Source organism: Cutibacterium nasicola (genome assembly GCF_051303185.1).
GTDB lineage: Bacteria > Actinomycetota > Actinomycetes > Propionibacteriales > Propionibacteriaceae > Cutibacterium.
Window position 1 is genome coordinate 199808 of the sequence record NZ_JBPPGE010000001.1, and the last position, 25774, is coordinate 225581.

Here is a 25774-nt window from a genome sequence, read left to right on the forward strand (position 1 = left end):
ACACGAGAGGATGAAGACCTCCGAACACACAGATGCACTCGTAATGGTTAGGGGAGGCGGACTCGTCATCGGGGACACCAGCTTGTGATCAGCGAGATGTGACGGGGCGTCGTGATGACGAACGGGCAGTTTTCCCGACCGAAGGGCGAAGAGATCGACGGCAGGAACCGCCTCACAGCGACTGACCCGCAGCATCAGGAAGCCTGCAGGCTCCTGTAACACTCGACCAGCACGTCCTCATCGGGATCCGCGATCATCGCGGCCTCACCAGGCTCACTGATGCCGACGAACCTCAACACACGGCGGCCAGTCTGTGGGTCGAGTCGAGTCTTCTTGTCGAGGTCCATCGTCTCGCGCAGCTCCGACCACGCGACCTCGTCGAAGGTGATGGGCAGTCCGATACCCGACAGGATGGCCCGAGTACGAGAGACCTCCCCGTCGGACAGTCCTAGGTACCGTCGAGACAACTCAGCAGCGAAGACCATCCCGACGGAGTCCGCCTCCCCGTGACGCCAGGTGAAATGCTTGTGGGCCTCGACGGCGTGGGCCAAGGTGTGCCCATAATTCAATCTCTCGCGGCCAACGTGTCCGCTCGAGGAGGTTCGCTCGTGCAGATCACCACTGACAACCTCGGCCTTCACTGCGACCGCCCTGGTCAGCACCTCGACGAAAGCCGCCGAGGTGACGTCGAGAACGTCCTGTCCGGCAACAAGATCCAGGATCACCGGGTCATTGATGAACCCACACTTGACGATCTCCGCCAAGCCCGATCGCACCTCACGAACAGACAGGGTCGTCAAGAGATCGGTGTCACACAGCACGGCCTTCGGCTCATGGAAGGCACCGACGAGGTTCTTCCCGGCAGGAATGTTGATACCGGTCTTGCCGCCGATCGCGGCATCGGCCATCGCGAGCACCGTCGTCGGGATCTGGATGGCGTCGACCCCGCGCATCCAGGTCGCCGCCAGGAACCCGGCGAGATCCGTGGCGGCTCCCCCACCGAGACCGACGATGACGTCGCCGCGAGTCATGCCAGCCTCGGCCAGGCCCTGCCAACCGCGGGCCAGCACATCAGGTGACTTGGCGGCCTCGGCGTCCGGCACCTCGATGACGACCGGATCGTGAATTCCAAGTCGCCCGACGCGGTCCACGAGTGGCTGGGGACACACCACGGCGACCCTGCGTCCTGCCACCAGAGTGGGCAGTTCCGTCACCGCGCCGGGGCCAATCCGCACCTGGTAGGGCTGCGCCGTTGGTACCTCGACACGGCTCATGACTCCCCCTCCAGGTCGGCCAGCTCACTCATGATCGCCTCGACGACCTGGTCAGGGGTCAGTTTGTCGGTGGCCACTCGGATAGTTGCCGGGCGCTCATACACCGCTCGCCTATCCTTCATGAGCCGCACCAATTGCGAGTGCACTTGGCCTCCCAACAGTGGTCGGCCGGTGTCCTTCAGCCCCACCCGGTCAGCCGCGGTACGAGCCGAGACGTCCAGCCAGACGACGCACACCTGGTCCAAGGCCTTACCGACCTCGATGTCGACCGGCGCTCCCCCACCGAGGGAAACCACCCCGCCGCGTTCGATCGCAGCGAGGGTCTCCCGCCTCTCCACCTGGCGGAAGTACGGCTCTCCCTCGACGAGGAAGATCTCCGGGATGTCGCGCCCCTCGACCTGCTCGATGAGAGCATCGACGTCGACGAACTCCTCCTCCAGGCGCTCAGCCAAGAGCGGCCCCACCGTCGACTTGCCGGACCCTGGAGCACCGATGAGGACGATGACACTCACGGGGCCACCACCAGACCGCGTTCGGCCAGGCGACCCAGGTAGGCCTGAGCGTTACGGCGGGTCTCGGCCACCGAGTCTCCGCCGAACTTGTCCAGGGCGCACTCGGCCAGCACCAGGGCAACCATGGCCTCGGCCACGACACCTGCCGCCGGGACCGCGCAGACGTCGGAACGCTGATGATGGGCCGTGGCGGCCTCACCCGTGGTGGTGTCGATCGTCGGCAGGGCACGGGGAACAGTTGCGATGGGCTTCATGGCCGCCCTCACCCGCAACACCTGGCCGGTGGACATGCCGCCCTCGGTACCGCCCGCACGATCACTCATGCGGTGGATACCCGCCTCGGTCGGCTCCATCCAGTCATGGGCCTGAGAGCCGCGACGACGGGCCAGCTCAAAGCCGTCCCCCAGTTCGACGCCCTTGATGGCCTGGATCCCCATGAGTGCTCCGGCGAGACGCGCATCGAGTCGTCGGTCCCCCTGGCTGTGGGATCCCAACCCGGCAGGCAGGCCATATGCCAACACCTCGACGACACCACCCATGGTCTCGCCCTCCTTGCGGCACGCCTCCACCTCAGCAACCATCCGCTCGCTCGTGGCCGGGTCAGTACAACGCACCGGATCAGCGTCAATACGGGCCAGATCCGCCGGTTCCGGCCGCACATCCTCAGGACACTCGATAGGCCCGAGGGACACGACATGGGACAACACATCGACGTCGAGGGCCTGTTTGAGGAAGGCCTTGGCAATTGCTCCCAGGGCCACTCGCGCAGCGGTTTCACGGGCCGATGCGCGTTCCAGGATCGGCCGGGCCTCATCAAAGTCGTACTTCTGCATACCCGCGAGGTCAGCGTGTCCCGGACGGGGACGGGTCAGAGCAGCTCCACGAGCCTGACCGGCCAGCTCCTCGGGGGATACCGGTCCGGGGGCCATGACGGTACGCCACTTATCCCATTCGGAGTTACCGATCTGGATCGCGATGGGATCGCCGAGGGTCTCCCCGCGACGGAATCCCGCGATCAGCTCCAACTCATCGGCTTCGAAGGACATCCGGGCCCCTCGCCCCACCCCGAGGCGACGACGCCGCAACTCCTCTGAAATCTCGTCGGCCCCGACGCGGACATGGGCCGGGATGCCCTCCATCGTCGCGACAAGGGCAGCGCCGTGAGACTCCCCGGCAGTGAGGTAACGCAACATGGAGCCCAGTCTCTCAAAGGCGTGCGCGCTCAGCCAGAGCGTTCTGCGCTGTGGACCTCAAGACATCCATGGGAACGTCATGGCCCGTCATGAGACGAACCTGGTCGACGGCCTGTCCGGCGAGCAGGTCGAGGCCATCGATAATCGTGATGCCGGCGTTCTCCCCAGCCACCGTCAGCGGCGTCGGCCACGGGTCGTAAATGACGTCGAAGACGGCGTCAGCACGGGCAGCGAGGTCCTCAGCCCGGTCCATGAGGGACCCGGCCGGAACCGTCGAGACCATGAGGTCACAACGCGACGGCTCGGACTCGAAGGGCAACCAGGCGACGCGGATCCCAAGACGGTTGGCAAGCTCAAGGATCTCGGTCGACCGATCGCGAGAGCGCGACATGATGATGACCTCGTCTGTCCCCAGTTGGACGGCAGCGGCAAGAACTGACCGTGCCGTCGCCCCCGCTCCGAGCATGACGACCTTCCCAACCCCGGTGACGCCCCGAGACCGAAGCGCAACCCCGGCGCCGGTCACGTCGGTGTTACGGACGATGGCTCTCCCGTCACGACGCACCCAGGTGTTCGCCGCTCCGAGCAGTTCGACGGTCTCGTCGGCCTCCCCCAACTCACTGAGATCAACCTTGTGGGGCATCGTCACCGACAAGCCGCGCCACGACTCGTCCAGCTCATCGACGAAGGTGCGCAGTCCACCGGGCTCGACGTCAACGGCGTCATAGGACCAGTCCAGTCCGAGAACCCGATATGCGGCCCGGTGGATTGCCGGCGACACGGAATGAGCCACTGGATGACCAACAACCGCGCACCGCATCGTCAACTCCCCCCGATCAGCACTTGCCCTTGTGGGCCTGACACCACGCCTGGAACTTCTTCACATTCTTCTCGTGATCGGCCAGGGTCTTGGCATAGGCCGTCGTCCCCTTGTCGGGATCCGTGACGACCCAGTACAGGTAGTCGCTCTTGATCGGGGTCACGGCCGCCTCCATCGACGCCGCACCAGGATTGTTGATGGGAGTCGGTGGGAGGCCGTTGTGCAGGTAGGTGTTGTAAGGAGAGTCCTTGGCACGCTGCTCGTCGGTCGTCGTCAGCTTTCCGTCGGCATGGTTGGCGTACAGCACCGTCGCATCCGACTCCACCTTCATACCCTGGTTGAGACGGTTGTAGATGATGCCGGCGACCATCCTCATGTCCTTGGGGTTCCTGGCCTCCTTCTCCAGGATGGAGGCGACGATGAGGGCATCATAGGGACTGCGCTTGATGGCCTGGGCCTGACCCATGAAGTTCATGGTGTTCACCTGTTTGACGAACTGGTTCGCCTGCATCTGCAGAATCTCCAGCGGTGTCGGGTTGGAACCCACCTCGTAGGTGTCGGGGAAGAGGAAACCCTCCGGACGGTCCTTGGCCCACACCGGCAGGCCAAGCTTCTTGGTCTGCTTGTACGCGACCTTGAAACTGTCGACGGGCATGGTGGTGCCCTTGGCCATGATGGCGAACTGTTCCTCGGTTGTCAGTCCCTCGGGAAGGGTGACGCGAGTGCGCTGGATGTTGTCCGGGTTGCCCAGGATGGAGACAGCCTTCGCCGCGCTCATGTGGGTCTTGAGCTTGTACTGGCCGGCCTGGATCGTGACGTCAGACTCCGACTCGCGAATGGCCTTGTTGTAGGCCTTCGTCGACTTGATGACGTCGTTGTCGAGCAGGATCGATCCGACCTCGCTCACCGACGCGCCCGAGGGCACACGCACCAGGACGTCCTTCTCACCGTCTCCGAGGTAGTCGTCGGCCGACTTGTACGAGATGTAGGCGTCATAGGTCTTGACACCGACGAAGACGCACCCACCAACGAGAACCGCCAAGGACAAGATGACCGCCACAGCACTGCGAAACTTGTACCAGAACTCCGCCTTGGGGTCATCCTGTTCGTCGAACGGTCCGCTCACGAATCCGTCCCTCCTGTCGTCGTCGCCGATCGGGCCGACCGGACTTGCTCCAACACGTGCTCCAGTATGGCCACCGCAGCCACCTGATCAATAACGCCACGCTGTTTGCGCGCGTCTCGCCCGGCATCGTGGAGAGCACGAGCGGCCGTACGTGTCGTCATCCTTTCATCGACCCAGCGCACCGGAATCGGACTGATGGCCTCGGCAAGCTGATGTCCGGCCTGCCGAACATCCCGCGCGGCGATCTTCTCGGTGCCGTCGAGGGCCACCGGGAGGCCCATGATGACCTCGACGGGCTCATACTCGGCGACAATCTCGGCCAGGCGCTGTACCGGACGATTCGCGGTCTGCACCGTTTCGACCGGGAAGGCAAGGATGGCATCACGGTCACTCGCAGCCACACCAATCCGGGCCTTCCCCCAGTCGACAGCGATCCTCACACCGCGCAGGGAGGTATCGGGGCGCTCCTCGGGGTTCACAGCGCAGTCAGCTCAGCATTGACGGCACGAAGAGCGGCGTCGATGCCAGAAGCATCGCTGCCAGCACCTTGAGCCATGTCGTCCTTGCCGCCACCGCGGCCACCGATCGGCCCCGTGCCGGCCTTAATGAGGGCACCAGCCCTGGCTCCGGCGGCGCGAGCGGACTCAGTCGTCGCGACGATCATGGCGGGCTTGTCGTCTGTACCTCCGATGAGGGTGACGACCGCCGGGCGATCCTTGACGCGGACCCGGACCTCGGAGGCCAGGGTGCGCAGGTCGTTGCCAAGAACACCAGGCACCCTGGCCGCGATGAGGTCAAAGGACCCGGCCGGGGTGGCACCGGCGACGATGTCGTCAACCTGCCCCATGAGTTCGCGGGTGCGGGCGGCGGCCAGCCTGTGCTCAGCGTCCTTGAGGTCGGCAGCGAGCTTGGAGACGCGGTCGGCCAGCTGGTCAGGCTGCACCTTGAGGATGCCGGTGAGCTCGTTGACCAGGGCACGTTCGGCAGCCATGTGGCGGAAGGCATCGGTGGAGACCAGCGCCTCGACGCGGCGAGTCCCTGAACCGACCGATTGTTCGCTCAGCAGGCTCAGCATGCCGATACGACCGGTGGAGGCGACGTGAGTGCCACCGCACAACTCGCGGGACCACGGGCCGGCCAGTTCGACGACGCGCACGATCGGCGGGTACTTCTCGCCGAACATGGCCATCGCTCCCATGGCCTTGGCATCCTCAAGAGGCATCTGGGTGTCGGTGACCTCGAAGTCGTCGTGGATGGCGACGTTGCAGCGCTCCTCGATCTCCTCCTTGAGGGATTCCGAGAGTCCCTTGGTGGCCGAGAAGTCGAAACGCAGGTAGCCGGGCTTGTTGTAGGAGCCGGCCTGGGTGGCCGACGGCCCGACCAGCTCGCGCAGGGCTGCGTGGATGACGTGGGTGGCGGTGTGGGCCTGGCAAGCTCCAAAACGGGTGGTCGGGTTGACCTGCGCGGTCACCTTGTCACCGACAGCGAGGTCTCCGTCGAGACGTACCTTGTGGACGATGAGGCCGGGAACCGGGCGCTGGACGTCCAGGACCTCGAGATCGAAGCCATTGGCGCGGATGATGCCGGAGTCGGAGTCCTGGCCACCCATCTCGGCGTAGAACGGGGTCTCGGCGAGCACGACCTCGACGACTGATCCGGACTCGGCAACCGTGACGGAGGCACCGTTGGCGATAATGCCAGTGACGGTGGTGTCGACGGTCAGATCCGTGTAGCCGAGGAAGGGAGTCTCGCCGAGGGCGCGCACCTGGGAGTAAGCCTCCGGGTCGGTGAGCAGGCCCTTCTTGGCCTTGGAGTCTGCCTTGGCACGGGCGCGCTGCTCGGCCATCAGGGCGGTGAACTTGTCACGGTCGACCTGCAGGCCCTGTTCGGCCGCCATCTCAAGGGTGAGGTCAATCGGGAAACCGTAGGTGTCGTGCAACTGGAAGGCCTTATCGCCAGACAGGGTCTTGGAGCCCGCAGCTCTGGTGTCTGCCACCGCGGCGTCGAGCATCGCGGTACCGGCGCTGAGGGTACGACGGAAGGTCTCCTCCTCGGCAGTGGCAGCCCCGATGACGCGATCCCACTGAGCGAGGACGTCCGGGAAGGAAGCCGACATGAGGTCACGGGAGACCGGCAGCAGCTCAGGTAGCACCGGATCCTCCACACCGAGCAGACGCATGGCACGGACGACGCGACGCAGCAGACGACGAAGCACATATCCACGAGCCTCGTTGCCGGGGGTGACGCCGTCGGTCATGAGCATGAGGCCGGAACGGACGTGGTCGGCAACCACGCGCAGCCGGACGTCGTCGTCATGGTTGGCGCCATAACGCCTGCCCGACATCTCCGAAGCCTTCTCGATGACGGGGAAGACCTGGTCAATCTCGTACATGTTGTCGACGCCCTGGAGCAGGTACGCGATGCGCTCCAGACCAGCGCCGGTGTCGATGTTGAGGCTGCGCAGCGGGCCGGCGATGTCGAAGTCGTCCTTGGCGCGAACCGCGGACAGATCCTCGGTCTCGAACACGAGGTTCCAGATCTCGAGGTAACGATCCTCATCGGCCTGCGGACCTCCGTCGGGGCCGTAAGCCGGACCACGGTCGATGTAGATCTCGGAGCAGGGGCCGCCCGGACCGGGGACGCCCATGTGCCAGTAGTTGTCCTTGAGGGAACGGCCCTGGATGTGCTCATCGGGAACCCCGACGGCTCGCCAGGCCTCGCGCGCCTCGATGTCGCCCTCGGGGTAGTCCGGATGGAATCCCGGGCCGAGGACCGTCACCCAGATGCTGGCCGGGTCAAAGCCGAATCCACCCTGATCGGCAGGCTTGGCGACGAGCTCCCAGGCGTACTGGATGGCCTCATTCTTGAAGTAGTCACCGAAGGAGAAGTTGCCCAGCATCTGGAAGAAGGTGCCGTGGCGGGTGGTCTTGCCGACCTCGTCGATGTCGAGGGTACGGACGCACTTCTGGATGCTGGTGGCGCGTTTCCACGGGGAAGGCTCGGAGCCCATGAGGTAGGGCTTGAACGGCACCATGCCGGCATTGACGAACAGCAGGGTGGGGTCGTTGTACAACAGCGAGGCGCTCGGCACCACTGCGTGACCCTTGTTCTCGAAGAAGTCGACGAAGCGCTGTCCGATCTCCGCTGTTCTCATGCCTGGTCCTTCTTGACGTGGTCGCTGATTGTGGCCTGTGGGAAATCCTGACAGATTTTCAGGACATACCGGGTCCCAACCCTACCCGGACGCGCGGTAGGCCACATCTCAGCGCGCCGCGGAAAATGTCGAGCTGGGGAATCGTGGAGCGACGGGTGATCCGATTGTGGATCAGTTCTCGTCGTCGAGGTCCTCAGCTGCTGACGCACCATGACTCACCTCAGCGGGAGCTGTCTCGTTCTCGACCTGGGAGGGATGGTTGCGACGCCTGGGACGACGAATCGTGCGTCGCACTCCCTCACCAAAAGCAGCGGCCTTCACCATCGGCGTCCCGACCGTCTGGGTGAAGGTTTGAGCGAGTTCAGCAGCCTGACCGGTGACGACGGTGCCGTGCTCGGAAATGGTGTGAATGTCCTCGATGACCTGGTCAAGCTTCGAGATCTCACCATTGGTGATGACGACCGTTCCCTTGAGTTCTTCCAAGATCGGCACCGTCGACTCATCCACGTCGCGGACCGTCCTGCGCACCTCATCCAGGACGCCACCAAGTTTCAGCAGGGGAACGGCACACAGCGCGACGAGCACCACCGCCGCGAGAGCAGCGATGAGTCCGGCGATCTGACCCAGGGTCATGACTTCTTCTCCTCGGTGGTATCTCGTCCGAGCAGCATCCGTATCTGGCTCAGACGTTGTGAGATGGCAGCCTCATTGCCGTGGTCGGTCGGGTGGTAATACCGCGTCGAGGCGATGTCGTCAGGAAGATACTGCTGTTCTGCCACCCCGTGCGGAAAGTTGTGAGCGTAACGGTATCCGACCCCGTGACCGAGGTCGTGGGCGGATGAATAGTGCGCGTCCCGCAAATGGGCAGGCACCTCTCCTCCCTTACCGGCGCGGACGTCGGACAGTGCCCCGTCGATGGCGGTGATGACGGCGTTGGACTTCGGGGCGGTGGCCGCTGCAATGGTCGCCTGGGCCAGGTTGAGGCGGGCCTCGGGCATACCGATGAGTTGAACGGCCTGGGCTGCGGCGACACAGGTTTGTAGCACGCTCGGGGCGGCCATGCCGATGTCCTCGCTGGCCAAGATCACCAGACGGCGGCCGATGAACCGGGGATCCTCCCCCGCCTCGATCATCCGGGCCAGATAGTGCAAGGCTGCGTCGACGTCCGAACCACGTACCGACTTGATGAAGGCACTGATGACGTCGTAGTGCTGATCACCGTCACGGTCGTACCGCACCGCAGCGCGATCCACAGCCGTCGAGACGATCTGACTGGTGATGATGTCAGTTCCAGCCGTGCCCGCTCCGGCGGCGGCCTCCTCGAGATAGGTCAGGGCTCGTCGGGCGTCTCCCCCCGCCAGCTGCAACAGGTCGGCTCGGGCATCGTCGTCAAGGGCGTAGAGCCCGTCCGAGTCGGTGCGCAGACCGCGCGGATCACTCAGTGCACGGTCGATGAGGGAGGAGACATCAGCCTCGGTGAGGGGTTTCAGGGTCAGCAGCAGGGATCGGGACAGCAGCGGGGAGATGACCGAGAAGGATGGATTCTCCGTGGTGGCGGCGATGAGGGTCACGGTCCGGTTCTCGACTGCGGGCAGGAGCACGTCCTGCTGGGCCTTGGAGAACCGGTGCACCTCGTCGACGAAGAGGACGGTCGGCTTTCCCAGCGCCAGCTGACGACGAGCGGTGTCGAGTTCCCGTCGGACATCCTTGACTCCGGCGGTCACGGCCGAGATCTCCACGAATCGTCGGTTCGTGGCGTGGGACACCACAGAGGCAATCGTCGTCTTGCCGACCCCCGGAGGGCCCCACAGGAAGACGCTCATGGCCCCGGTGCCCTCAGCCAGCCGACGCAACGGCGACCCGGGGGTCAACAGGTGTTGCTGACCGACGATCTCGTCAATCGTGCGGGGGCGCAGTCGAACGGCCAGTGGCGCGTCAGGGTTGGGAGTGTCCAGGGACCCGCCACTGGTCGCGTCGGGCTGTGCCGGCCCGACGTTGCCGAAGAGATCCTCACTCACCATGGCACCATATCGCCGCGCTGCGACACCCCGACGTCCAACGACGCTCAACATGAGGAACGGGCGACGACCGTACGCATCAGTCGCCGCCCGTCGTCAGCTCGGAATCGTCACTTCTTGGACTTCTCTGCGTCGTCCTTCTGCCCCTCGGGGGACTCGGCCTTCTTCTTCGGCTTGGCGTCCACCCCAGCCTCACGACGCTGAGCCGGGGTGATGGGAGCCGGAGCGGCCGTCAACGGGTCATAGCCGTTGCCGGTCTTCGGGAAGGCGATGACGTCCCGGATGGTCTCGAAGCTGCCGAGCAGCATGACCAGACGGTCCAGGCCGAAGGCGATGCCACCATGCGGCGGAGCACCGAACTTGAAGGCGTCGAGGAGGAAACCGAACTTCTCCTGGGCCTCCTCCGGACCAATGCCCATGACGTTGAAGACGCGCTCCTGGACATCACGACGATGGATACGGATGGATCCACCGCCGACCTCATTGCCATTGACGACGAAGTCGTAGGCGTAGGCGAGGGCCGAACCCGGATCGGTATCGAAGGTGTCCATGCACTCAGGGGTCGGGCTGGTGAAAGCGTGGTGGACAGCAGTCCAGGCACCGTCACCGACCGCGACGTCGCCAGAGGCCTCGGCCTCCTTGGTCGGCTTGAACAGCGGGGCGTCGACCACCCAGCAGAAGGCCCAGTCGGAGGGATCGAAGAGTTCACAACGACGACCGATCTCCAGACGGGCCGCACCGAGCAGCTCCTGGGAGGAGGTCTTCGGTCCAGCGGCGAAGAAGATGGCGTCACCGGGCCTGGCACCGACCTTCTCGGCGATACCAGCCTTCTCCTCCTCCGAGATGTTCTTGGCGACCGGACCGCCAGGCACACCCTCGTCGGAGATGGTGATGTAGGCCAGGCCCTTAGCGCCTCGGGTACGAGCCCACTCCTGCCAAGCGTCGAACTGGCGACGCGGTAGCGAGGCTCCACCAGGCATGACGACGGCGCCCACGTAGGGAGCCTGGAAGACGCGGAACGGGGTGTTGGCGAAGAAGTCAGTGACCTCGGTGATCTTGTTGCCGAAACGAAGATCAGGCTTGTCGGAGCCGTAACGGTCCATCGCCTCGTGCCAGGTGATGCGCGGCAACGGGGTCGGCATGTCGACGCCAATGATCTTCCAGCAGGCCGCCATGGTCTCCTCCGCCAGGGAGATGACGTCATCCTGGTCGACGAAGCTCATCTCGACGTCGAGCTGGGTGAACTCGGGCTGACGGTCAGCTCGGAAGTCCTCGTCGCGGTAGCAACGTGCGATCTGGTAGTAGCGCTCCATACCCGACACCATGAGCAGCTGCTTGAACAGCTGGGGGCTCTGCGGCAGGGCGTACCAGCACCCGGGGGCAAGACGGGCCGGCACCAGGAAGTCACGGGCACCCTCAGGAGTGGAACGGGTCAGGGTCGGGGTCTCGATGTCATAGAAGTTGTGACGGTCGAGAACCTCACGAATGGCGTGAGTCACCTTGGAGCGCAGCACCAGGGCCTCGTGCTGACGTGGACGCCGCAGGTCCAGGTAGCGGTACTTGAGACGGGCGTCCTCACCGACGGTGACGTGCTCGTCGATCTGGAAGGGCAACGGGGCCGAGGGGTTGAGAACCTCGAGCTCGGAGATGGCGACCTCGATCTCGCCGGTGGGAAGGTTCGGGTTGGCATTGCCCTCCGGACGAGCCTCGACGACACCAGTCACCTTGATGCAGTACTCGTTGCGCAGATCATGGGCGCCGGAGGACTCCAGGATCTCGTCACGGATGACGACCTGGGCCAGACCGGATGCGTCGCGAAGATCGATGAAGGCAACGCCGCCATGGTCGCGTCGGTGCCCAACCCATCCGGCGAGAGTCACCTCCTTGCCGATGTCGCTGGCTCGCAGGCTTCCGGCGTCATGGGTTCGCAGCACGTTTCATCCTTCCGTTGTCGCAGGCCACGTATAGACGGTACGGGCCGCGAGCCAGCATACCGGCGGCCACCTCAGCCGTCATCCGGAACGCTCCACCTGAGGGACATGCCTCACGTCACCACATGAGAAGAGCCCCGTAGCGGTCAAAACGCCACGGGGCTCAATCATCGTCCGAGGCAGGGATCAGGCCTCGATCTCGGGGAACCACTCCTCGATCTGCTTGCGGATGGCCTCGTTACCACCGGAACGCTCGTTGTTGGCGAGGATCCACTCGCGCAGCGAGCCGCCGGCAGCGTCATTGATGGCGTTTCGGGCCGTCTCGGGATCGCGCAACACATCCTTCAGCATCGACACCGCCTCGTCAGTGGTGCGATAGAAGTACGGGTAGTCCTCAGGAACGGTCTTGCGGGCCCAAGCAGCATCCGGGAAGACACCGATCGCGCCAGCGACCAGGGCCTCGAGATACTCGAAGCCGTAGGCCTCATTCTTCGCAGTGGCGAGGAATGCCGTCATACGCGCCAGGGCCTCCCAGTATTCCTCGCGCTGACCGAACAGCGGACCGACCGAGGCCCACTTGGGCGAGGACATCTTCATGGCCATGACGCTGGCGAGATCGCGCTGGCTCAGGCGAACCTCCATGCGCACGTCCATCTCAGAGGCGACGCGATTCATGACGTCGAGGAAGACCTTCGGCTGCTTGTTGTCGGTGAGGTGGATGGCCGGGTAGAGGACGGTCGGTACGTCGGGATCGACGTGCTCGCGGACGAGATCGTCACGAATGCCAGGCTGGATCCAGGCGATCCGAGCCTGATGGGCCAGCGGGGAGATCGTCCAGCGACGGACCAACTCGGCCACCTCGCCGGCGGTGCGCTCACCGGAGCACAGGGTCGGGAAGAGAGCGTAGGACAGCCCCATGGCCGCGAAGTTCACCTTGTGGTGGTAATGGGACGGGGGCAGCCACTGCAGATTGAGGATCTTCGGCTCAGCACCCTCACGGTGCATCGTCTGGAACACGCCGACCGAGTCGATGACGTCAAGATTGATGACGAGTGTCTCCAGCGGGTCAAGGCTGGTCAGTGCCTTGGCCTCGAAACCGTCACACTGGCGATCCTCGTGGTCGACGACGACAGCTCCCGGGTACATCTTGAGAAGTCGCTCGACCAGCGCGGTCCCTCCTCCTCGTCCGACAAGTCGACCTTGGTCGTCAACGATGGGGCCACCATCGAGGAAACCCATCTTGATTGCGATGGTCATTGGTCATCTCCCGTTGTCCGTGGGCGGAGGCGCGGCTGTGCGCCAAGCTTGTGGGTATCACTCTATCGCCGGCCGTGGCACAGTGGTGGGCCGCTAAACGTCCCGAGGATCACCAGGATGTGTTATTCCCTGGGAGCCGAACCAGTCAGGGTCTTCTGCAGGGTCGGAGCCTCTCGAGCAATGAGTTCCGAGGCGGAGAGGCTTGCCAGGGATTGCAGTCCGACGACGTAACGAGCCGTGAAGATTCCCAACACATGCGACAGTCCCAGCGAGGCACGGACCCCGGCCTCCTCCTCCCCGAACCGGGGAGCCAAGAGCTCGACGACGGGGGCCAGGATCTGGTCGGTGTAGAACTCACGCACTGTGTCGAAGGCGTCAGGTTGGGTGAGGAGCGCCTGAACCACCCCCTGCATCTGCGGATCTGGTCCGCCCAGGCCGAGGTGACCATCCCAGGCGTCGATGAAGGCCTTCACCAGCGCCTCACCCAGGTGATCCGGGTCTGTGTGGGAACAGACGTCAGCAATGATTCGGTGTGGTCCGTTTGGCAGGGACATTGCTTCGTTGTAAAGAGCCTGTTTGGAGCCGAAGTAATAGCTCACCAGAGAGGTGTCCACCCCGGCCTCGCGAGCAATGGCTCGCAGACTCACCGACTGGAAATCCCCGGCCAGGAAGAGAGCCCTGGCAGCCGCCAGAATCGATGCGCGGGCTGCTCCGGCCTCGCCACGCGGACCACGGCGAGGCGATCGAGTGCACTGTGACTGACGCCGGACAGACATGGCACGACCGTACTCTCCCGACATCTCCCGAAAAACGGGACCCCGGTGGCTGCGGCGTGATTTCCACGGTGATGAAATGGGGGCATGGACGCACATCATGGCAATGCGGTTCCACTGGCCGACCAGGATCTCAGGATGGGCCTTGACGTCGGATCGACGACGATCAAGGCCGTCGTCCTCGACCCCGACGAGAACATTGTCTTCGAGGACTACAGACGCCACCATGCCGACATCACCGGAGCCATGGCGTCACTGCTCGGCGACGCCGTTGAGGCGCTTCCGGGCGCCAAGGTGCGCGCAACCGTCACCGGATCGGCAGGTCTGGGAACCGCTGAGGCCCTGGACCTCACCTTCATCCAGGAGGTCATGGCCGAGACTGCTGCTGTCCAGCACTGGAACCCGGACGCCGACGTCCTCCTGGAACTCGGCGGTGAGGATGCCAAGATCACCTACCTCAAGCCGGTCCCCGAGCAGCGCATGAACGGTTCGTGCGCCGGTGGTACCGGCGCCTTCATCGACCAGATGGCCACCCTGCTCCACACCGATACCCCGGGACTCAACGACCTGGCATCGCGAGCCCACACCATCCATCCCATTGCGTCGCGCTGTGGTGTGTTCGCCAAGTCTGACCTCCAGCCCCTCATCAACGAGGGTGCGCGTCATGAGGACCTTGCGGCGTCGGTCATGCAGGCCGTTGCCACCCAGTGCATCGCCGGTCTGGCCTGTGGTCGTCCCATCCGTGGCAAGGTCATCTTCCTCGGAGGCCCGTTGCATTTCATGCCGACCCTGCGAAACGCCTTCGCGCGAGTACTGGACGGCAAGGTCGACGAGTACATCACCCCGGAGCGCGCCCAGCTCTACGTGGCCATGGGCGCCGCCCTGACGTCGGCCTCGGAGCCCGTCGACCTCGCCGAAACCGCCGAGCGTTCCCGTCACGCCCGCACTCAGAAAGGCATCTCCCAGTCGATGCCGCCGCTGTTCAGGAATGACGAGGAACTGGCCGAGTTCACCACGCGTCACTCCCAGGCCAAACTCCCCCATATGCCACTGCATGACGCCCGCGGCAACCTCTTCCTCGGTATTGACGCCGGTTCGACGACGATCAAGTCGGTCCTGCTCGACGAATCACTCAACATCGTCACCTCCCATTACGCCTCCAACGAGGGCGACCCGGTGAGCGCAGCGGTGCAGATCCTTGCCGATCTCTACGACACCATGCCCGCCGAGGCGACCATCGCTCGTACCTGCACCACCGGTTACGGCGAAGGGCTCGTCAAGGCTGCCCTGGGTGCCGAGGACGGTGAGGTGGAGACCATGGCTCACTACCGGGCCGCCGACCACCTGCTTCCCGGCGTCACCGCCATCATCGACATCGGTGGCCAGGACATGAAATACCTGCGCGTCGTCGACAAGGTCATTGACTCCATTTCCGTCAATGAGGCCTGCTCGTCGGGATGTGGATCCTTCCTCCAGACTTTCGCCGCCGGGATGGACACCGACATCCAGTCCTTCGCCGACATGAGCCTGATGGCCCAGCATCCCGTCGACCTGGGCAGCCGCTGCACCGTCTTCATGAATTCCTCGGTCAAACAGGCCCAGAAGGAGGGTGCCTCCCCCGCCGACATCGCTGCCGGACTGTCCTATTCCGTGGTCCGCAACGCCCTGTACAAGGTCATCAAGCTGACCGATCCGTCCCAGCTGGGTGACAAGGTCGTCGTCCAGGGCGGCACCTTCCTCAACAATGCCGTGCTGCGAGCCTTCGAGAAGCTCACCGGTCGTGAGGTCGTCCGTCCTGCCGAAGCCGGACTCATGGGTGCTTACGGCGCGGCGCTGACGGCCCGTGCCCGCTTCCACGCAGGTGAGCCCACCACCTCTGATGGTCTTCGCGGCCGCGCCGAGCTGGACGGATTTGCCGTCGAGACCTACCGCGACGACTGCACCCTGTGTCAGAACCACTGCCAGCGCACCATCGCCACCTTCTCGGACGGACGGGTCTTCGTCTCCGGAAACAGGTGCGACCGCGGCGCCGAGGTCGACAACCGCAAAATGGCCAAGCTGCCGAAGTCCGAACTGCCCAACGTCTTCGAGGCCAAGTACAAGAGACTCTTCAGCTACCGACGCCTCACTGCCAAGAAGGCCTTCCGCGGCGACCTGGGCCTACCTCGTGCCCTCAACATGTATGAAAACTACCCGTTCTGGTTCACGACTCTTTCGGCCCTGGGCTACCGCGTCATGATCTCGGGACGCTCCTCCCACGCCCTGTTCGAGAAGGGCATGGAATCCATCGCCAGCGAAAACATCTGCTACCCCGCCAAACTCAACAACGGCCACGTCGAAGATCTCGTGGAGCGCGGCGTCAATCGCATCTTTGACCCATGCATCCGCTTCGAGCAGACCAGCGTGACCGATGCCGACGCCCACTTCAACTGTCCGGTCGTGGCCTCCTACCCCGAGGTCATCCGTGCCAATGTCGAGAGCCTGCGTGAGAAGGACATCGAGCTCATCTCCCCCTTCCTGTCCCTGGCCAACCCGGACAAGCTCGCCGAACGACTGGCGGAGATCTTCACCGAGGACGGGGTGACCGTCGAGGAGGCCCGTCAAGCCGTTACCGAGGGGCTCGAGGAGGACAAGGCCTTTCATGACGACGTCCGCAAGATGGGCGAGGACGCCTTGGCCTACATGGCTGAGCACAACGTTCCCGGCATCGTGCTGGCAGGACGCCCTTATCACGTCGATCCCGAGATTCACCACGGCATTCCCGAGATGGTGAATTCCCTGGGCATGGCGGTCCTCACCGAGGACTCCGTGGCCCATCTTGGGTCTGACCTGCTAGAGCGTCCGCTGCGTGTGCGTGACCAGTGGATGTTCCACTCCCGCCTCTACCAGGCAGCCGCCTTCGTGGGCTCCCGCCCCGATCTCGAGCTCGTCCAGCTCAACTCCTTCGGTTGCGGACTGGACGCCATCACCACCGACCAGGTGCGCGAGATCCTGGCAGCGCGTGACCGCATCTACACCACTCTCAAGATTGACGAGGTATCGAACCTGGGTGCAGCCCGTATTCGGATGCGCTCCCTGCAGGCCGCGGCGAAGGAACGCGCCGGCCACGATCGCAAGCTGGTGACCCATCCGCTTTCCGACGACCGGGTCCCCTTCACCAAGGACATGAAGGCGACCCACACCATCCTGGTGCCCCAGCTCGCCCCGTACCAGACCTCGGTCGCCGAAGCAGCACTGCGCGCGTCCGGTTACAACGTCGAGGTGTTGGAGCAAGCTTCCCGAGAGAACATCGACTTCGGTCTGTCGGTGGTCAACAACGATGCCTGCTTCCCCGCCATCGTCGTCATTGGTCAGCTCGTCTCGGCGCTGAGGTCGGGCAAGTACGACCTGGACCACACCACCCTCTTCCTGACCCAGACCGGCGGCATGTGCCGTGCCACGAACTACATAGGTCTGTTGCGCAAGGCCCTCAAGGATGCCGGATTCGGAAGCATCCCGGTCATCGCGGCTTCCCTGCAGGGTGTCGAGGACAACCCGGGCTTCTCCCTCACCGCTCCCCTGATTCACCGCATGGTTCAGGCCATCACGATCGGGGACCTGCTGCAGAAGGTCCACTTGCGTACCCGACCTTACGAGGCGGTTCCGGGTTCAGCTGACGAGCTCATGCATCACTGGACGGCCATCGCCAGGGAGCACTTCCTGGATGGCGGACATTCCAAGACCTGGGGACGGCGCACCTCCTACAAGGCGATCATCAACGGCATCGTCGACGGCTTCGAGCACCTCGAACTCGTCGATGGCCCGCGCAAACCTCGCGTCGGTGTCCTCGGCGAGATCTTGGTGCAGTTCCACCCGGACGCCAACAACCACATCGTCGACACCATCGAGTCCGAGGACTGCGAGGCCGTCCTGCCAGGTCTGATGTGGTTCGTCTACAACTGTTTGTCCGCGGGCGACTACAACTACAAGACCTTCGGTACTGACAAGTGGAGCCGTCACCTCAAGAAGGCCTTCCGTAGTCTACTGATGCAGTATCAGAAACCGGTGACCACGGCGCTGAGGAAGTCGACCCGGTTCGAGGTCCCGACCCCGATCACAGAGCTGATGGAGGACGCCCAACGCATCGTCCAGCTCGGCAACCAGGCTGGCGAGGGTTGGTACCTCGTCGGTGAGATGGTCGACATGATCCGCGAGGGCGTGCCGAACATCGCCGTCGTCCAGCCGTTCGCCTGCCTGCCGAACCACGTCACCGGTCGCGGTATCTTCCGAGAGATCCGCCGTCAGTTCCCGCATGCCAATGTGGTGTCGGTGGACTACGACCCCGGCGCCTCTCAGGTCAACCAGCTCAACCGCATCAAGTTGATGGCAGCTACCGCGCGGGACCGCAATGGTGCCGAGGAGCTCGATGCGAACCAGGCAGTGCGTCCAGAGCCTGACGAGGACATCCCAACCTCACCGCAGACAGCGTCGCGCCAAGATTTCATCACCGGGACACCAGTGATGGAGCTGTCTTCACGCTCGTGAGGGGCCTTTGGAGCAGTGCTAGTGTCAACGTCATGAAACTGGTTGGCACCCGCCCGATCCGAACTGATCGGTTAGTGCTCCGGCAATGGTCTGTTGACGATGCCCAGCAAATGTATGACAACTGGGCCAGTGATACCGAGGTCACCCGTTTTGTGACGTGGCCGCCACACCCACATGTCAATGCAACGCGATCACTATTGACCGGTTGGGTTCAGGGCTATGATGATCCAGCCAGTTTCAACTGGGCGATATGGCTCGACGACGTCATCATCGGCCAGACCGCGGTCGTCCATTGGGAGCCGCAAGTCGAACTCGCCGAGGTGGGTTACTGTTTTGGTGCCCGCTGGTGGAATCACGGTTATGCGACCGAGACTCTGAAAGCCGTCATGGCGTACTTGTTCGATGTCGTTGGGGTCAACAAGGTCGAGGCCAGCCACGACCCAGCCAATATCGCTTCCGGGAAGGTGATGGACAAGGCGGGAATGGTCACTGAGGGGTTGCGACGGGCGTGCCTGGTCGGCGCGCAAGGCCCACGAGATGCCCTGTATCATGGCCTGCTGCGCAGCGAATGGAGAGGCCAGCAACGTGCCCGATCGTCGTGAGGTGACGCTTCGATGCTGGCGCGCCGCCTTCCTCATCCTCGCGTCCTTGACCGCCCTAACCTGGGCCTTCGCGGGCATTCTCAACCCTGCGATGAGCCAGTTGCATGCCTTCGTCTCGGAGTACTCCGCCCGTGACCAACCGTGGCGTTACCTCTTCCAGACCACCGATGTCATCATGGGCACGTCGCTGTGTCTGGCAGGCCTGGTCACTCTCGCCTGGGCTGGTCGTCGTCCCCTCGAACGTCAGGGGTGGTCGGGTATCGGATTCGTCGCTGGCGGGGTCTTCAGCGTTCTTGACGCCTTGGTGACGATGGATTGCTCCCCCAACCGTTCCAAGGCCTGCCTGGCTGCTCAGGAGGCCGGGCACGTGAGTTGGAGTCACTTCATCCACATCGGGACCTCGACGATCGTCGTCATCGGTTTTGCCCTCCCGATCCTGCTGCTCAACTCCACCATGACGAGATTCCGCACCTTCGGTCTGGTGGTGGCATGGGCGTGGGTCGTCTTCACCCTGCTCAATGGCATCGGGGCGATGGACTGGTTCGACGGCACTCCGATGGATTACACCGGGATCTGGCAGCGATTCAGCCTGGCCCTGGGGACCCTGTGGTGGCTGACGCTGGCGGCCGATGACATCCTCACCGCGCGGTCCATGCGACGCTCCGCCACGCACTGAGGTTTCACGTACGAAGGCTCCCGGTTGTCCACCGGGAACCCTTCGTCGGTGAAGCCCGTTGTTCGTGTCACTCACCAGGAGCCGACGACGCCGGGATGAAGATCCTTGGCCGGCGGGTTCCAGCTCGTGGCGTCAGCCTCGACCTGGTCACCGGAGCGAATGTCCTTGACGGTGTCAGGGTCGCGGCGGTCGCTGTGCTCAGCACCCGGGAACCACACGAAGGGGATACCGCGACGATCGGCATGTTTGATCTGCTTGCCGAACTTGTCAGCCCTGGGGGCGACCTCGCAGGGGATACCGCGGGAGCGCAGCGCGTGAGCGATGGCCTCCGAGCTGGCACGATCCCCCTCGGTGTTGACGGCCACGAGAACCGCCGAGGGGACGGAACGAGAGGACGTCAGCTCGCCGCGCGAGATGATCGGGGCTAGCAGACGGGTGAGGCCGAGCGAGATTCCCACGCCCGGGTAGACGTGCTTGCCGTCGGAGGCCAGGGACTCGTAGCGCCCACCCGAGCACACCGATCCCATCGACTCGTGGCCGCTCAGCTCGGTCTCGTAGACGGTGCCGGTGTAGTAGTCCAGGCCGCGAGCGATCTTGAGGTCCGCGACCATGCGTCCGGGCACGACCTTGTTGACGGCGATGACGACCCGGTTGAGGGAATCCAGCCCCTCCTCGAGCATGTCGTTGGACACACCGAGGTCGCGTACCTTGGCGATGAAGGAGTCATCGGCGGACTGGACGGAGGCCAGGGCGACACATTTGCCGGCGACCTCGTCGGACAGGCCGAGCTCGTCGGTGAGGAGTTCACGTACCGCGTCCGGACCGATTTTGTCGTACTTGTCGACCCGCTGCAGGACGGCCATGTGATCCTCGATACCCAGCCCGCGGTAGAACCCCTCGGAGAGCTTGCGGTTGTTGACGTGCATGGTGACGGTCGGGAAGCCCAGCTCGGTGTGCAGACGCTCCAGGGCCGACAGCATCACCAGCGGGGTCTCGATGTCGTGGTGTTCGGAGAGGGTCTGGTCGCCGACGATGTCGATGTCGGCCTGGGTGAACTCGCGGTATCGGCCCTCCTGTGGCCGCTCACCACGCCACACCTTCTGGATCTGGTAGCGGCGGAACGGGAAGTGCAGGTGCCCCGCATTCTCCAACACGTAGCGGGCGAAGGGCACGGTGAGATCGAAGTGCAGGCCCAGACGGTCCTTCTCGGAGCGCGAGTCGTGCGGGTCGGCGTGCAGCCGATCGACGACGTAGACCTCCTTGTCGATCTCCCCCTTACGGGTGAGCTGCCCCATGGGCTCGACGGCACGGGTGTGGATCGGCGCGAAACCATGAAGCTCGAAGGTCTCCTCAAGGATCCGGGTCACATGGTTCTCCACCATCTGTCCTGAGGGCAGGAACTCGGGAAAACCGGACAGGGGCTTGAGACGGGCCATGGAAGGAATCCTTCGACGAGTTGAGTATCTGGGCGGGTTACCCGCAGGGGTCATTCTGCCACCCCGAGGGCGACCGGGTTCATTGGCCACAACGAGGTGAGGCTGCGCGGCGACATTGGGGTGAGGCCTACCGGCGATCGAGGAACACGTTGGAGATCCGTTCCTGGGCCATCGTCGTCGGTCCGCCATGCCCGGGCAGGAGATGTGTGGAGTCGTCCAGGGGCCAGACGACGTCGGACAAGCTGCGCGACATCTGTGCCGGGTCTGCCCCGGGCATGTCGGTGCGACCGATGGACCCTGCGAAGATGACGTCACCTGACATGACGATCGGGCCGAACTCCGCGTCAATCATGCGGATCATCGAACATCCGGGAGTGTGCCCCGGAGCATGCAGGAACTCCAGATCGAGGTCGGCGTACTCGTGATGTGAAAATGGCTCGACGTCGAGAACATCCTCAGGCTCGCGCAAGGTGGTCGACCCATACCACTGCTCGATGAGCGGACGGGCGAAGTCGGACAGGGCTGCCATCGGGTCGGTGAGGAGATGCCGGTCGTCTCGAGGACACAGCACGGGGATGCCGTACTCGTCGCCGGTCTGGCGCGCCGAGCCGACGTGGTCGATGTGACCGTGGGTCAGCGCAACCGCGACCGGGGTCAGATGGTGGGTCTTGAGAGCCTCGCCGAGGAATTCCTCAGCACCCATCCCTGGGTCGACAACGACGCAGTCAGACCCTGGTTCGCGCGCCAGGAGGTAGCAATTGGCCTGAAAGGGACCCGTGACAAATGACGCAATGAACACGTTCGCCACTTTATCGGGCAAGATAGAACCATGAGTCACGCACAACCTCCGCAGTCCTTCGGCCGCGTCGATGATGACGGCACCGTTTACGTCCGAACCGGTGACGGGGAGAGGCCGGTCGGCCAGGTGCCGGACTCCACCAGCGAGGAAGCCCTTGAATTCTTCGTGCGCCGCTATCATGCCCTCGAGACCGAGGTGTCGCTGCTGGAGTCACGAGTGAGCTCCGGGACCGCCTCACCGGAGGAAGCCCGGTCGGCCTCAGGCAAACTCGTCACCTCCATCCGTGAGGCCAACGCCGTCGGCGACCTGGAAGCGCTCGTAGCTCGTGTGGAGGCTCTCAGCCCCACCATCAACGCCAAGGCCGAGACCCACAGGGAGGAGAGGGCCGAGGCCAAGGCCCGCGCAAGGCAGGCCAAGGAGGAGATGGTTGCCAAGGCGGAGGCCATCGCTGCTGGTACCGATTGGCGCGGAGGCATAGGCAAGTTCCGCGACCTGCTCGAGGAGTGGCGTCGTCTTCCCCGTATCGACAAGACCACCGACGACGAACTGTGGCACCGCTTCTCCAGAGCTCGCACTGCCTTCACCCGTCGCCGCAAGCAGCACATGGCCGAGCAGAATCACCTGCGTGAGAAGGCGCGTGTGCTCAAGGAGCAGATCATTGAGGAGGCTCGTCCGCTCGCCGATTCAACGGCTTGGGGGGAGACCTCTCGCCGGTTCCGCGACCTCATGAACCGTTGGAAGGCTGCCGGGCCGGCTCCCCGCGATGTCGATGACAAACTCTGGAAGGAGTTCCGCGCCATCCAGGACACGTTCTTCGGTGCCCGTTCTGCCGCCCAGAGCCAACAGGACGAGGAATACCGTGGGAACCAGCAAATCAAGGAGAAGCTCCTTGACGAGGCTGAAAAGGACATCCTGCCCGTCGAGGACATCGAGGAGGCCAAGGCCAAGCTCCGCGGCTTCCTCGAGCAGTTCAATGAGGCCGGTCGAGTTCCTCGTGACGCCATGAAGCGCATTGACGCCCGAGTCCGTGACTTGGAGCGTCAGGTCCACTCTGCTGAGGAAGCCGAGTGGAAGCGCACCGATCCGCAGACTCGCGAGCGCGCCCGCGCCACCGTCGACATGTTCAGCGCACAAATCGACAAGCTGAATGCCGAGGCTGAGAAAGCTGAGGCCGCTGGTCGGACCAAGGATGCCGACAAGGCCCGCGAGTCGATCAAGACCTACCAGACCTGGTTGGACGAGGCCCAGAAGGCCCTTGACGAGTTCAGCGCCTGATGACGACGCACCCCCATCACATGGTCGGGGTATTACCGGGATGGGGCCAAGGCTCAGGACTTCACACGGAAGACGTCATAGACCCCCGAGATCCGCCGGATGGACTCGATGAGGTGCTTGAGATGAGTCGGGTCGGGGGCCTCGAAGGTGAGCCGTAGCCGAGCCAGATGGGTCTTGGAGGCGCTCATGTTGGCAGAGATGAGGCTGACTCCCTGTTCAGCGAGGACGCGCGAGGTGTCCAGCAGCAGGCCAGCACGGTCAAGGCCCTCGATCTGAATGGTGACCTGGTAGCCCTCCTGCGGGTTCTCCGACCACGAGACCGGTACGATTCGCTCGGGGCGCTCGAGGAGGTCCTTGGCGTTCGAACAGTCCGTACGGTGCACCGAGACACCGTCGTTACGAGTGACGAAGCCCATGATCGCGTCACCGGGCAGCGGGGTGCAGCATCGGGCCAGTTTGACGAGCATGTCGGGATCGCCGTCAACGATAATCCCGGTCTCGCTGCTACGATGACGAGGAGCCTTGAGGCCCACTGCGAGCTCTTCCTCGCCCTCAGCTGTCGTCTCCTCCGGGCCACCGCCGAGGGCAACGAGCTTCTCGACCACCGACTGGGCGCTGACGTTGTGCTCCCCCACCGCAGCGTACAACGCGTTGATGCCGGAGATCCGGAGGTCGTCGGCCACTGCCGTGAGGTACTCCACCGTGAGCAAGGACTGCAGCGGCACACCAGCCTGACGCAGCTGCTTGGCGATGGCGTCCTTTCCGGCCTCGATCGACTCCTCTCGACGCTCTTTGGTGAAGTAGGACTTGATCTTGGAACGGGCACGCGGAGAGGCGATGAACCCCAGCCAGTCGCGACTAGGACCGGCATCAGGGGCATTCGAGGTGAGGACGTCAACGACGTCGCCGTTGGTCAGCTTGGTGTCCAGGGTGACGAGCTTGCCGTTGATACGGGCGCCGATACAGTGGTGACCGACCTCGGTGTGAACAGCATAGGCGAAGTCGACCGGGGTAGCGTCCTGGGGAAGGCCCATGACGTCACCCTTCGGAGTGAAGACGTAGACCTCCGACGAGTTGATCTCGAAGCGCAGCGAGTCCAGGAACTCGCCCGGGTCGGACTCCTCCTTGGACCACTGGTTGAGCGACTGCACCCAGGACAGGTCGGTGCCGTCCGGCTGAATCCCCTTGCCGACGGCGTTGGGGTTCTCCTTGTACTTCCAGTGGGCCGCGACACCGTACTCCGCACGCCTGTGCATCTCGTGAGTACGGATCTGTAACTCCACCGGCTGCCCACCGGGCCCCAGCACGGTGGTGTGCAGAGACTGGTACATGTTGTACTTCGGCATTGCGATGTAGTCCTTGAACCGACCCGGAAGGGGGTTCCATCGCACGTGCATGACGCCCAGTGCGGCATAACAGTCGCGCGGGGTGTCGACGAGGACACGCAGGCCGATGAGGTCGTAGATGTCGGAAAAGTCCCGACCGCGCACGACCATCTTCTGGTAGATCGAGTAGTAGTGCTTCGGTCGACCGTAGACGGTTGCCCTGATGGCGGCCTCGTCGAGGTCCTGACGGACGATCGCGATGACCTCCTTGAGCTGAGCCTCCCGCTGCGGGGCCCGCTCGGCCACCATGTGGACGATCTCGTCGTAGAGCTTGGGGTTGAGGGTGGAGAAGCACAGGTCCTCCAGTTCCCACTTGATGGCATTCATGCCGAGGCGATGAGCCAGCGGCGCGAAGATCTCGAGGGTCTCCTTGGCAATACGGTTCTGCTTGTCCGGCCGCAGGAACCCCAAGGTCCTCATGTTGTGCAGCCGATCGGCAAGCTTGATGACCAGCACTCGGATGTCGCGGCTCATCGCGATGACCATCTTGCGGATGGTCTCGGCCTTCGCCGAGTCCCCGTACTGGACCTTGTCGAGTTTCGTCACCCCGTCGACGAGAAGAGCTACGTCCTCGCCGAAATCTGCCGTCAGCTGCTCGCGGGTGTACGACGTGTCCTCGACGGTGTCGTGGAGCAGACCGGCGCACAGCGTCTGCTCGTCCATGCCGAGTTCGGCCAGGATCATCGTCACCGCGAGGGGATGGGTGATGTAGGGGTCGCCCGACTTGCGGGTCTGCCCACGGTGATAATGCTCAGCCGTGCGGTACGCCCGCTCGATGACAGCGGTGTCAGCCTTCGGGTGATTGGCCAGGACTACGGAGATGAGCGGATCCGTGACGCTCTGGGGCGATCCCGGCGGCTTCGGGGTCCCCCAGCGGACGATGCGCTCACGCATCCTCATCCGGGGCTGGGGACGCTGCTGGTCAGCCTTCGGCTTGCCCAAGGTTCCCTTGCCCGATCCGTACGGACCGTAGACGCTGTCGTCGGCCATCGGGGCACCTCCTGGCAAGTTGGACCCTC

Annotated in this window: 19 protein-coding genes; 4 read left to right on the forward strand and 15 right to left on the reverse strand. The window is 64.0% G+C overall.

Features of this window, described 5'->3' with window-relative positions; translation table 11 throughout:
- Positions 1-194: 194 nt before the first annotated feature.
- From ACSJJT_RS00935 to ACSJJT_RS00990, 12 genes are all read right to left on the reverse strand, one after another.
- Positions 195-1274, reverse strand: a complete 1080-nt coding sequence (locus tag ACSJJT_RS00935; RefSeq protein ID WP_435916524.1) for a 3-dehydroquinate synthase family protein — start codon at positions 1272-1274, stop codon at positions 195-197.
- A complete protein-coding gene (locus ACSJJT_RS00940) occupies positions 1271-1786 on the reverse strand; it encodes a shikimate kinase (protein ID WP_270236099.1) in 516 nt (171 codons plus the stop codon). The genes ACSJJT_RS00935 and ACSJJT_RS00940 overlap by 4 nt, the downstream gene beginning before the upstream one ends.
- Complete coding sequence (gene aroC, locus ACSJJT_RS00945) at positions 1783-2979, reverse strand: chorismate synthase (protein WP_435916525.1); 1197 nt, start codon at positions 2977-2979, stop codon at positions 1783-1785. The genes ACSJJT_RS00940 and aroC overlap by 4 nt, the downstream gene beginning before the upstream one ends.
- A gap of 13 nt (positions 2980-2992) precedes the next feature.
- Positions 2993-3799 (reverse strand): shikimate dehydrogenase, encoded by an 807-nt coding sequence (locus tag ACSJJT_RS00950; RefSeq protein ID WP_435916526.1) that lies wholly within the window; start codon positions 3797-3799, stop codon positions 2993-2995.
- A 16-nt stretch (positions 3800-3815) separates the two neighbouring features.
- Positions 3816-4925, reverse strand: coding sequence for an endolytic transglycosylase MltG (gene mltG, locus ACSJJT_RS00955; protein WP_063279946.1), 1110 nt, complete (start codon positions 4923-4925; stop codon positions 3816-3818).
- Complete coding sequence (gene ruvX / locus ACSJJT_RS00960; protein WP_171048567.1) at positions 4922-5365, reverse strand: Holliday junction resolvase RuvX; 444 nt, start codon at positions 5363-5365, stop codon at positions 4922-4924. The genes mltG and ruvX overlap by 4 nt, the downstream gene beginning before the upstream one ends.
- Positions 5366-5400: 35 nt before the next feature.
- On the reverse strand, positions 5401-8079 hold the full coding sequence (alaS, locus tag ACSJJT_RS00965; RefSeq protein ID WP_435916527.1) for an alanine--tRNA ligase: 2679 nt from the start codon (positions 8077-8079) through the stop codon (positions 5401-5403).
- A gap of 171 nt (positions 8080-8250) precedes the next feature.
- The gene (locus ACSJJT_RS00970; protein ID WP_435916528.1) at positions 8251-8712 is read right to left on the reverse strand and encodes a DUF948 domain-containing protein; all 462 of its coding nucleotides are present in this window, start codon (positions 8710-8712) and stop codon (positions 8251-8253) included.
- Positions 8709-10100, reverse strand: a complete 1392-nt coding sequence (locus ACSJJT_RS00975; protein WP_435916529.1) for a replication-associated recombination protein A — start codon at positions 10098-10100, stop codon at positions 8709-8711. The genes ACSJJT_RS00970 and ACSJJT_RS00975 overlap by 4 nt, the downstream gene beginning before the upstream one ends.
- A gap of 107 nt (positions 10101-10207) precedes the next feature.
- The gene (gene aspS, locus ACSJJT_RS00980) at positions 10208-12031 is read right to left on the reverse strand and encodes an aspartate--tRNA ligase (RefSeq protein WP_435916530.1); all 1824 of its coding nucleotides are present in this window, start codon (positions 12029-12031) and stop codon (positions 10208-10210) included.
- 183 nt (positions 12032-12214) lie between these two features.
- A complete protein-coding gene (locus ACSJJT_RS00985; protein ID WP_435916531.1) occupies positions 12215-13285 on the reverse strand; it encodes a glycosyltransferase family 1 protein in 1071 nt (356 codons plus the stop codon).
- Positions 13286-13407: 122 nt separating this feature from the next.
- Positions 13408-14061 (reverse strand): TetR/AcrR family transcriptional regulator, encoded by a 654-nt coding sequence (locus ACSJJT_RS00990; protein ID WP_445439669.1) that lies wholly within the window; start codon positions 14059-14061, stop codon positions 13408-13410.
- Positions 14062-14145: 84 nt separating this feature from the next.
- Between ACSJJT_RS00990 and ACSJJT_RS00995 the strand changes: the two genes are divergently transcribed.
- From ACSJJT_RS00995 to ACSJJT_RS01005, 3 genes are read left to right on the forward strand one after another with little or no spacing between them, the layout of a single operon-like run.
- Complete coding sequence (locus ACSJJT_RS00995) at positions 14146-18582, forward strand: acyl-CoA dehydratase activase-related protein (RefSeq protein WP_435916532.1); 4437 nt, start codon at positions 14146-14148, stop codon at positions 18580-18582.
- Positions 18583-18614: 32 nt separating this feature from the next.
- Positions 18615-19184 (forward strand): GNAT family N-acetyltransferase, encoded by a 570-nt coding sequence (locus ACSJJT_RS01000; RefSeq protein ID WP_036975979.1) that lies wholly within the window; start codon positions 18615-18617, stop codon positions 19182-19184.
- Positions 19168-19860 carry a DUF998 domain-containing protein gene (locus ACSJJT_RS01005; protein WP_435916533.1) on the forward strand — a complete coding sequence of 231 codons (693 nt, stop codon included), beginning with the start codon at positions 19168-19170 and terminating at the stop codon, positions 19858-19860. Before ACSJJT_RS01000 ends, ACSJJT_RS01005 begins: the two co-directional genes overlap by 17 nt.
- Before the next feature lie 71 nt (positions 19861-19931).
- Here the strand turns inward: ACSJJT_RS01005 and hisS are convergent, their stop codons facing one another.
- Both hisS and ACSJJT_RS01015 read right to left on the reverse strand, forming a co-directional pair.
- On the reverse strand, positions 19932-21296 hold the full coding sequence (gene hisS / locus ACSJJT_RS01010) for a histidine--tRNA ligase (protein ID WP_435916534.1): 1365 nt from the start codon (positions 21294-21296) through the stop codon (positions 19932-19934).
- Positions 21297-21423: 127 nt separating this feature from the next.
- The gene (locus ACSJJT_RS01015) at positions 21424-22095 is read right to left on the reverse strand and encodes an MBL fold metallo-hydrolase (RefSeq protein ID WP_435916535.1); all 672 of its coding nucleotides are present in this window, start codon (positions 22093-22095) and stop codon (positions 21424-21426) included.
- A 30-nt stretch (positions 22096-22125) separates the two neighbouring features.
- Here ACSJJT_RS01015 and ACSJJT_RS01020 point away from each other — a divergent pair, with 30 nt between their 5' ends.
- Positions 22126-23370, forward strand: coding sequence for a DUF349 domain-containing protein (locus tag ACSJJT_RS01020; protein ID WP_435916536.1), 1245 nt, complete (start codon positions 22126-22128; stop codon positions 23368-23370).
- A 53-nt stretch (positions 23371-23423) separates the two neighbouring features.
- Here ACSJJT_RS01020 and ACSJJT_RS01025 read toward each other — a convergent pair whose 3' ends face one another.
- Positions 23424-25745, reverse strand: coding sequence for a RelA/SpoT family protein (locus ACSJJT_RS01025; protein WP_435916537.1), 2322 nt, complete (start codon positions 25743-25745; stop codon positions 23424-23426).
- Positions 25746-25774 lie beyond the last annotated feature (29 nt).